This is a genomic window from Candidatus Accumulibacter vicinus, assembly GCF_000584955.1.
Taxonomy (GTDB): Bacteria; Pseudomonadota; Gammaproteobacteria; order Burkholderiales; family Rhodocyclaceae; genus Accumulibacter; species Accumulibacter vicinus.
Map to the genome: position 1 here is coordinate 7633 of NZ_JDSS02000042.1, position 9549 is coordinate 17181.

A 9549-nucleotide genomic window follows, 5' to 3' on the forward strand; every position below is an offset into this window, starting at 1 on the left:
TCCGGCGGTCGGCGATGAGCGCCGCCGCGACCGGGTCCGGAACAACGGCCGTCGAGGATCAACGGGCCGCTCGCCGCGGCCTTTGGCTGGGCGTGCCCGGCGTCTCGATCCCGATTGGGGCTTGCCGTGCGCCATGTCGGGGCAACGCATGCGTCGGTCATCGCCGGCATCCTGCTGCTCGCCACCGCGGCCATCGCAGCCTTCGTCCATCGGCAACGTCCGTCATGCGGCTTCTCGATCGTCGCCGTCACCGGCACCGGGCGGGTGGTCGTGTTCGCGTCGCTGCTACGATACGCTCCCTTCCGGATCAAGCTCCCATGTCCTTGCTCGAACGTCACCTCTCCCCCGACTTCCGCGCCGGCGCGCGCGAAGGTTTCGTCCTCTTCCTGCCGCTCTCGGTGGGCCTCGTGCCCTGGGCCATCGTCACTGGCGTCGCGATGACCAGCGCCGGCCTGTCGCCCCTGCAGGCGATGGGCATGAACATCATCGTCTTCGCCGGCGCCGCGCAGCTCGGAACGCTGCCGTTGATCGCCGCCGGGGCACCCGTCTGGCTGATGGTCGCCGTCGCGCTGGCGATCAACCTGCGCTTCGTGATCTTTTCGGCGGCCATTGCGCAGGGATTCCGCGGCGTCGGCATCCGGGGGCGCTGGGTCTGCGGGCACCTGCTCACCGACGGCGTCTTCGCGGTGACGCTCGACAAGATGCTGCACACCGAGAGTCGCGACTGGCGCCTCGGTTACTTCCTCGCGCCTTCGCTGTGGAGCTGGGTGCTGTGGCAGGGCTTTGCGCTGGTCGGCATCGGCTTCGCCGGGCAGATTCCGAAAAGCTGGTCGCTCGAGTTCATGGCGACGATCGCGCTGATGGTGCTGATGATCCCGATGGCGAAGGCCCGGCCGATGCTCGTCTCGGTGCTGGTCGGCGGCGGCACGGCGGTCGCGCTGTCGGCACTGCCGCTGCGGCTCGGGCTCTTCGTCGGCATCGTCGCCGGCATCCTGGCCGGCTTCGCGGCCGAACGTTGGCACGCGTGGAGGGCCGGACAATGAACGGGCCCTACGACTGGACGCTCTGGCTGATGCTGCTCGCCATCGGTCTCGCGACCACGCTGCCGCGCGCGAGCTTCATCGTCCTGGGGAGCCGCGTCACGCTGCCGCCGGTCGTCCAGCGCGCGCTGCGCTATGCACCGGCCGCAGCACTGGCCGCCATCGTTGCGCCCGACCTGCTGCTGGTGCAGGGACAGATTGCGCCCTTGAACCCGAAGCTGTTGGCGATGATTGCGGTGGTGGCGGTGGCAACGCGCTGGAAGAATCCCTGGCTGCCCTTCATCGTCGGCATGGGGGCACTGCACGGCCTCTTCGCGTTGCTCGGCAGGTAGACCGTAGACCGGATTCTTCGAAGCCCGCTGCGCTGCGCCCGGTCGCGGGAATTCGTCCGTCGAGGAGCCTTTTCTCGCGCTTTGCGTGGCCTGAGGCGTGAAGTGGGCGAGCACCGACGGCGCTGGTTCACGCCCGGCTAGCAACCGCAGCCAGCCCCGCGCCCTTGTCAAAGTCTGTGAGCGCATGCTGGGGAGTCGATGCCGCGCTGGCAGCGGCTTGCACACTCGGCACGTAGTCGAAGTCGGCAACCAGGATGTGATTGTAGAACCAGCCGTTGATCAGGAACTTCACTTCTTCGGCGATTTCGTCGAGGGTCATCCGTTTGGCGTTCTCCAGCAGATCAAAAAGCATCCGGCGAAACTCCCGGTGTAACTTCCGATGCGCCTCAAGGCCTGGGTAGTGGCAGGCCATCATCAACTGCTCTTCTTCGTGCAGATGCACTTTGACGTATTCGGTCAGAAGTGCCAGTGTTTTCAACACCCTGATCTGGTCACCATCGCCACCGAAGGTGGCGGCCAGATCGAACAGTTGTCGATGCTGTGCATCGATTGCCGGTACGCCCACCTCGATCTTCGATGACCACTCTGCCAACTCAAAATTCATTCTTTGCTCCAACGGTTGTGAAGGGTATGACCAACCGTCTCACGAAGGTACCGAGGGTGTTGCCCGATCGATCTGTTCTGAAAGGGTCAGCCATTGCTCTTCCAAAGCAGACAACTCCAGCGCGATCTGGTTCAGTCGGCGGCCGCTGTCGGCCAGTTCCTGTGCCGAGAGCGGAGTCGACAAACGTGCTTCGAGGGCGTGCTGCGCCTGCTGGAGGTCGAGCAGGCGCTTTTCAATGTGTCCCTGCTCGCGCTGCAGGGTTTTCAGCTTGCCCGGCGCACCGCTATCGCCGCCGGAGCGCGGCAAACGCCTGGGCGGCCCGTTTTCGCTCTTCAGTGATTCCCGGAGGCTTTCCCGGTTGCGTTTCGCCTCGTCGAGCAGATAGCGCTGGTAGTCGTCAAGGTCGCCGGTGAAGTCCTCCATGCCGCCGCGGGTGACCAACCAGAATTCGTCACACACCGAACGGAGCAGAGATCGGTCGTGGCTGACCAGCATCACGGTTCCCTCGAACTCGTTGAGCGCCATCGCCAGGGCCTCGCGCGTGGCGAGGTCGAGATGATTGGTGGGCTCGTCGAGCAACAACAGGTTGGGGCGTTGCCAGACGATCATGCACAGTACCAGACGGGCCTTTTCTCCGCCGCTCATGGTGCCGACCGTCTGCTTGACCATCTCGCCACTGAAATTGAAGGTGCCGAGGAAGCTGCGCAGATCCTGTTCCCGGTCGCTTTGTCCAGTGGGCAGGCCTTCCTTGGCCAGGCGCAGCAGGTGTTGCAGGGGGGTTTCGTGCGGGCGCAGGACATCGAGTTCCTGCTGCGCGAAGTAGCCGATGTTGAGGCCTTTGCCTTCACGGATGGTCCCGCTGCTGCAGGGCAGGACGCGGGCAATGGTCTTGACCAGCGTCGACTTGCCCTGGCCGTTGGCGCCGAGGATGCCGATGCGCTGCCCGGCCATGACCGATCGGTTGACCCGGCGGACGATCACGGTCGGTGGCGTGCCGGCAGGTGCATCGACCGGCGGTGGGTAGCCGAAGCAGGCATTGCTCATGACCAGCATCGGGTTGGGCAGGTTGGCGGGTTCCTTGAACTCGAAGGTGAAGTCGGCGCTGGTCAGCACCGGCGCCAGACGCTCCATTCTTTCCAGCGCCTTGACCCGGCTTTGCGCCTGCTTGGCTTTGGTCGCCTTGGCCTTGAAACGAGTGATGAAGCTCTGCAGATGGGCGATCTTCTCCTGCTGCTTGAGGTAGGCATTTTGCTGCAGATCGATCTGCTGGGCGCGGGTTTCCTCGAAGGTGCTGTAGTTGCCGCCGTAGCGCGTCAGCCTGCCGTTCTCGAGGTGCAGGGTCACGGTGGTCACTGCGTCAAGAAACTCCCGGTCGTGACTGATCACCACCATGGTTCCTGTGTAGCGTTTGAGCCAGCTCTCCAGCCAGACCAGCGCATCCAGGTCGAGGTGGTTGGTCGGTTCGTCGAGCAACAAGAGATCCGAAGGGCACATCAGCGCCCGCGCCAGTTGCAGGCGCATTCGCCACCCCCCCGAGAAGCTGTCGACCGGATTGTTCAGTTCGGTGGTCTTGAAACCCAGGCCGAGGATCAGCGCCTGGGCACGCGCCTGCGCATCGTGTGCGCCGGCGTCGTGCAGAGCCAGGTAAGCGTTCGCCAGGCGTTCGCCATCGCCCCCTTCGCTTTCGGCGAGTTGTACCTGCCGCTGGGCGGCCAGCAGCGCCTGGTCGCCCTCGATCACGAACTCGGTGGCGCTCAGGCTGCTTGACGGCATCTCCTGTACGACCTGCGCCAGGCGCCAGGCGGCGGGTCGCGAGAATTCGCCGGCGTCCTCGTGCAGGCTGCCATCGAGCAGCGCGAAGAGGGTGGTTTTGCCAGCACCGTTGCGACCGACAAGGCCGACCCGTTCGCCGGGGTTCAAGGTTGCCGTCGTCTGGTCAAGCAGGATCCTGGCGCCGCGACGCAGGCTGACGCTCTTGAGTGTGATCATGCCGTCGACGCTCCGGTGCTGGGGGCGCCGCCAGGTACCCGGCCAGCGGCAGCCAGGTTCACCGGAAGATCACGGTCTTGTTGGCATGCACCAGCACCCGGTCCTCGAGGTGATAGCGCAGCCCGCGTGCGAGGACTGCCTTTTCGATGTCCTTGCCATAGCGCACCATGTCTTCGATCGAATCCGAATGGTCGATGCGGATCACGTCCTGCTCGATGATCGGTCCCTGGTCGAGTTCCCTGGTGACGTAGTGGCAGGTGGCACCAATCAGCTTGACGCCGCGCCGAAAGGCCTGGTGGTAGGGCCGGGCGCCGACGAAGCTGGGCAGGAAGGAATGGTGAATGTTGATCATCTGTCCGGGGTAGCTGTCGCACAGATCGGCGGGCAGAATCTGCATGTAGCGCGCAAGCACCATCGTGTCCCCCTTGACTTCCTCGTAGATGCGTCTGATCTCGGCGTGCGCTGCCGCCTTGTTGTCGGGGTCTACGGGGACATGGTGGAAGGGGATGCCATGCCACTCGACCAGTGCCTTGAAAGTGTCGTGATTCGAAATGACGCAGGGAATCTCGATGTCGAGTTCCTTCGCCTGCCAGCGTGACAGCAGATCGTAGAGGCAGTGTTCCTGCTTGCTGACCATGATCACGACGCGCCGTTTCACGGCCGAATCACTGATTTTCCAGTCCATCGACAACTCGTCGGCAAGCGGGCGGAAACGCTCGCGAAACTCGGCCAGATGAAAAGGCAGCGACTCGGCTTTCACCTCCATGCGCATGAAATAGCGCCCGTCCTGTTCACCGTTGCCGTCGTCGGCATGATAGCTCGATTCGAGAATCCAGCCGCGGTGCTGGGCAATGAAGCCGGCAACGCGCGCGATGATGCCGATCTGATCCGGGCAGGATCCGGAGAGGGTATAGAAACGCTGCGAATGCATGCTGCGTAACCTTTCTAGGCGGGCGTGACCGCGACGAAGGCCTGGTCGATCGCTGCGCGCAGCTCGGCGTAGGATTGCGTGACCGGGAACTGCGGGAATGCCCGGATGACCTGCTCGGGCGGGTGAAAAAGGATGCCGGCGTGCGCTTCGCCGAGCATCGCCGTATCGTTGTAAGAATCGCCGGCGGCCACCACCGTGAACCGGAGCTCCCTGAGGCGGCGCACCGCCTCGCGCTTCTGATCGGGCATGCGCAGGCGGTAGCGCACCAGCATCCCGTCGGCGTCGGCTTCGAGGCTGTGGCAGAATAGCGTCGGCCAGCCGAGTTGCCGCATCAGCGGGTGCGCGAACTCGTAGAAGGTGTCGGACAGGATGATCAACTGATAGTCCTCGCGCAGTTCATCGATGAAGGCTCGGGCACCTTCGAGCGGTCCCATTTCGGCGATGACCTTCTGGATGTCTGTCAGACCGAGCTTGTGTTCGGCCAGGATGGCGAGGCGGGACTGCATCAGCTTGTCGTAGTCCGGCTCGTCGCGGGTAGTACGGCGAAGCTCCGGAATGCCGGTGCGTGTGGCGAATTCGATCCAGATTTCAGGGACGAGGACGCCTTCGAGGTCGAGGCAGACGATTTGCACGGCAAGCTCCCAGAGGATGAGGTTTGAAGTAAGCGCGTGATTCTACCAAATCCCCGCAGCGGCACAGCAGCGCTATAGCGGCCGCATCGCAGTATGATGATAGGTCTGCGGCCCTTCAGTAAGAAAAGAGGAAATGATGATTACGCCCAATATTCTTGCGTTGGTCCTGGCAGGCGGCGAAGGCACCCGTCTACATCCGCTGACCCAGCATCGTTCGAAGCCTTCCGTGCCTTTCGGCGGCCGTTTTCGCATCGTCGACTTCGTTCTCTCGAACCTGGTCAACTCGAAGATATTCTCCATTTACCTGTTGGTCCAATACAAGTCGCAGTCCTTGATCGAGCACATCCGCCGTTCCTGGTTGCTGGCGCCAATCTTCCCCGAGCAGTTCATCGCCGTGGTTCCGCCGCAGATGCGCGAGGGGCCGGAATGGTTCCAGGGTACTGCCGACGCCGTTTATCAGAACCTGGGGCTGATCGAAAAGCGTGCACCGGACCTGGTTGTGGTGTTTGGTGCCGACCACATCTATCGGATGGACGTCCGTCAGATGGTTCACTTTCACCTGCTCAGCCAAGCCGACGTCACCATCGCCGCCTTGCCTGTTCCCATTGGAGAGGCCTCGGCATTCGGCATCATTGATACCGCCGACAACGGCCGCGTGCGCAGCTTCCGAGAGAAGCCGATCCAGCCGTCGCCGATGGCCGGTGACCCGACGCACGCCTTCGCCTCGATGGGGAACTACATCTTTACGACCGAGGTACTGATCAAGGCGCTACGGGAAGGGCATCGCCTGGGAGAAAAGGATTTTGGCAAGGATCTGCTGCCGCGCTTGATCCAGACGCAACGGGTATTTGCCTACGATTTCTGTGGGAATCGCATCCCCGGCATACGCACCTCCGAGGAGCCGGCCTACTGGCGCGACGTGGGTACCATCGATGCCTATTTTGCCGCCCACCAGGACCTTCTGGGTAGCGAACCGAAGCTCGATCTATTCAATCCCAAGTGGCGGATCGGCTCCAGCAATTATCAGGGGCCGTCGCCGAAATTCTTCCACGCCGAGCTGGATAACAGCATCATCAGTGCCGGCGGGCTGATCAAGGGGGCTCGCATCCGCAATTCAATCGTTCGCCGCGAAGTGCTCATGGAGGAGGATGTCGAACTCGATGAATGCATCATCATGGACTACGCGGTACTGCGCAAGGGCGTCAGGCTCAGGCGCGTGATCGTCGACCGTTACAACATAATCGAGGCCGGTGATCGTATCGGTTACGATGCGGACGCCGACCGTCACCGATTTACCGTGACCGAATCAGGCATCGTGGTCGTTCCCCGAGGCCAGGGCACGGATACCTATGCGGATGCGCGGATGTTCCACTACCTCTGATCGGTGGCGGACAATCGCCGGGGCCAGAACTTCGCGCCGATCGCGCCGAAACTGGTCGCCTGAACTCAGGCAATTGAGGGGGGGCTGAGTTTGCCAGCCATAAGCGTAGGGGTATGGACGATGCTGACAAAATTATCCGTCAGGAATTTCAAGCGTTTTGATTTTGCTGAAATAGACTTGGGGAAATCGGTCGTGCTTGTTGGACCGAACAATTCGGGCAAGACAACGGCCCTTCAGGCGCTGGCCCTATGGGAACTGGGGCTACGTCGCTGGTCAGAAAAAAGAAATGGAAAATCGACCGCCATTCAACGACAAGGAGTGGCAGTCAATCGTCGGGATTTGCTTGCGCTTCCCGTGCCTAGCGCCAATCTTCTCTGGCGAGACCTGCATGTTCGCAATGTCGAACGTCAAGCCGGAAAACAGAAAACACGAAACATCCGCGTCGATATTCTCGTCGATGGCGTGAGCGATGACCAAAGCTGGTCGTGCGGGCTTGAATTCGATTATGCAAACGAGGAATCATTCTACTGCCGCCCCCTCCGGCTCGATGACCAAAGTCGGCCGGAACGCATGCCGATTCCGGAGTTGGCTACCCGTACAAGGATCGCTTTCCTGCCGCCCATGTCCGGTCTGAGCGACCGTGAATTCATCAAACAGCCCGGTGAGATTGGCGTCCTGATCGGTCAAGGCCAAACCGCACAGGTGTTGCGCAACCTTTGCTATCGTGTCTGTTGGCCAGGGGGGGAGGGCGATGCTCCACCGTCCAGCGACTGGACGACCCTGGTCGGGCAATTGCAGCGGCTTTTTGGCGTGAAGTTGCTCGGTCCCAGATTCATTGCCGAGCGTAGTGAAATCGTCATGGAGTACGAAGAAGTATCCGGGATTCGTCTCGACCTCTCATCTTCTGGCCGCGGCCTGCAGCAGACCTTGCTCATCCTGGTCCACCTCTATATGAACCCGCGCACCGTACTGCTACTGGATGAGCCGGACGCGCACCTCGAAGTCTTGCGACAGCGCCAGATCTATCAACTGATCAACGACCTTGCCGAAGAGAAGGGTTCGCAGATCATTGCCGCCAGCCATTCGGAAGTGGTGCTTGCGGAAGCTGCCAACCGTGGCACGGTCGTGGCGTTTGTCGGCAAACCTCATTTGTTGAACGACCGCGGCAGCCAGGTCATGAAGGCACTCACCGATCTGGGATGGGATCAATACTATCAGGCGGAACAGATGGGCTGGGTGCTCTATGTCGAGGACTCGACCGATCTGGCGATTCTCAAGGTATTCGCCAGAATCCTGCAGCATCCCGCGCAAACGCTGCTGGACGCGCCTTTCGTTCACTACGTCGCGACCAATCTGCCGCAAAAATCACGCGATCACTTCAACGGGCTGCGCGAGGCCAAGCCCGACCTGGTGGGCATTGCCTTGTTCGATCACCTGGATCGTCCGCTGCAGCCCAGCGAAAGCCTGAATGAACTCATGTGGGATAAGCGTGAAATCGAGAATTATTTCTGTACCCCGGAAGTCCTGCTTGCCTGGGCGACACATGAGGTGACCGACGACCTCTTTGGCCTGGCCGAACGCGAAAAGAGGCAGGCAGCAATGAGAAAGGTCATTGCTGAAGTCACTCATCTCTTGGAAGTCGATGAAAAATCGCCCTGGTCTGCCGATGTCAAAGCCACTGACGAAGTCCTGGACCGGGTATTCCGTCTCTTTTTCAAGGAAATCGGTCTGCCGCTGTCGTTCCGGAAACGTGATTACCACCAGTTGGCGGGTTTTTTATCGAAAGCGCAGATCGTCCCGGAGATCGTGGAAAAACTGGACGCTATTGGCAAAACGGCTGAGCGTGCCAAACCGTTGGGCAGGTAGGAGGTGATCCACCCGCCGGGATGGGAACGCATCGAGGAATTCACGGACACCTCGTGGAGTGGGGACATCCGCCGCCCTTCCAATGGGCGTAGGTGGCGAACACCTCTCCAAACGGTCATGACTTTCCTGCTGTTCACCGAGATTGTTTTACGAAGTGCTTCCAACCTAAAATAGCGCTTGCCGCTATTTTAGGTTCCCGCCCCCACCGATGAAGCGCTCTTTGCAAGGCCGTTATCTCCAGGTTGCCACCGCTGGAGAGTCGTTCCAGGCCTTCGTCCCGGCGCCGTTGCCGCCGCGGCCCGCAATCGACTGGACGCCGGCGCTGCGCGGCCGCTTCGACACGAGCTGCTGAACGCGGTGCGCCTGACGGGCGACTGGGAGACCTGGCTCGAGTTCTTCGCCGATGCCGTGCTGGCGAGCGCCACCCAGGCCGCGACATCGGCTAGGGGTCTGCTGGAACTGGCTGCCGCCGGTGGGCAGCGGATCGCTGCGCTGGGGCGCGCTGCGGCGTCGGCACTGGCCATTCACCAGGCCTTGCAGCGCCAACCGATCGCCACCGCCGCGTCGCTCGCGGCGACGACCGGACTGACGCCAGCCACCGTGAACAAGGCACTGGCTCATCTGGAGCGCTTCGGCGTCGTCGCCGAACTGACGCGCAAGCAACGCGGCCGGGTGTTCAGCTACGCGCGCCATGTCGAGATCCTCAACGAGGGCATGGCCCTGCCGGACGGGCGACGATGAGCCAATTCCTCTTCCTGGAACGTGAGTGGCCCG

Annotated in this window: 9 protein-coding genes; 5 read left to right on the forward strand and 4 right to left on the reverse strand. The window is 61.8% G+C overall.

Annotated elements, in window-relative coordinates:
- Positions 1-317: 317 nt before the first annotated feature.
- Together CAPSK01_RS18035 and CAPSK01_RS18040 are read left to right on the forward strand one after the other, a co-directional pair.
- Entirely contained in the window at positions 318-1043 is a 726-nt protein-coding gene (locus tag CAPSK01_RS18035) for an AzlC family ABC transporter permease (RefSeq protein ID WP_034929998.1), read from the forward strand.
- Positions 1040-1372 (forward strand): AzlD domain-containing protein, encoded by a 333-nt coding sequence (locus CAPSK01_RS18040; RefSeq protein WP_034930001.1) that lies wholly within the window; start codon positions 1040-1042, stop codon positions 1370-1372. Before CAPSK01_RS18035 ends, CAPSK01_RS18040 begins: the two co-directional genes overlap by 4 nt.
- Before the next feature lie 127 nt (positions 1373-1499).
- Here CAPSK01_RS18040 and CAPSK01_RS23880 read toward each other — a convergent pair whose 3' ends face one another.
- From CAPSK01_RS23880 to thrH, 4 genes are read right to left on the reverse strand one after another with little or no spacing between them, the layout of a single operon-like run.
- Positions 1500-1976, reverse strand: coding sequence for a hemerythrin family protein (locus tag CAPSK01_RS23880; protein WP_273704015.1), 477 nt, complete (start codon positions 1974-1976; stop codon positions 1500-1502).
- Positions 1977-2015: 39 nt separating this feature from the next.
- Positions 2016-3965 (reverse strand): ATP-binding cassette domain-containing protein, encoded by a 1950-nt coding sequence (locus tag CAPSK01_RS18050; RefSeq protein WP_034930004.1) that lies wholly within the window; start codon positions 3963-3965, stop codon positions 2016-2018.
- Positions 3966-4023: 58 nt separating this feature from the next.
- Positions 4024-4896, reverse strand: a complete 873-nt coding sequence (purU, locus tag CAPSK01_RS18055) for a formyltetrahydrofolate deformylase (RefSeq protein WP_034930006.1) — start codon at positions 4894-4896, stop codon at positions 4024-4026.
- A 14-nt stretch (positions 4897-4910) separates the two neighbouring features.
- Positions 4911-5528, reverse strand: coding sequence for a bifunctional phosphoserine phosphatase/homoserine phosphotransferase ThrH (gene thrH / locus CAPSK01_RS18060; RefSeq protein WP_034930009.1), 618 nt, complete (start codon positions 5526-5528; stop codon positions 4911-4913).
- Positions 5529-5664: 136 nt separating this feature from the next.
- Here thrH and CAPSK01_RS18065 point away from each other — a divergent pair, with 136 nt between their 5' ends.
- From CAPSK01_RS18065 to CAPSK01_RS18075, 3 genes are all read left to right on the forward strand, one after another.
- Positions 5665-6909 (forward strand): glucose-1-phosphate adenylyltransferase, encoded by a 1245-nt coding sequence (locus tag CAPSK01_RS18065; RefSeq protein WP_273704032.1) that lies wholly within the window; start codon positions 5665-5667, stop codon positions 6907-6909.
- 120 nt (positions 6910-7029) lie between these two features.
- A complete protein-coding gene (locus CAPSK01_RS18070; RefSeq protein ID WP_034930012.1) occupies positions 7030-8775 on the forward strand; it encodes an ATP-binding protein in 1746 nt (581 codons plus the stop codon).
- A gap of 357 nt (positions 8776-9132) precedes the next feature.
- Positions 9133-9516 (forward strand): winged helix-turn-helix transcriptional regulator, encoded by a 384-nt coding sequence (locus CAPSK01_RS18075; RefSeq protein ID WP_273704016.1) that lies wholly within the window; start codon positions 9133-9135, stop codon positions 9514-9516.
- Positions 9517-9549 lie beyond the last annotated feature (33 nt).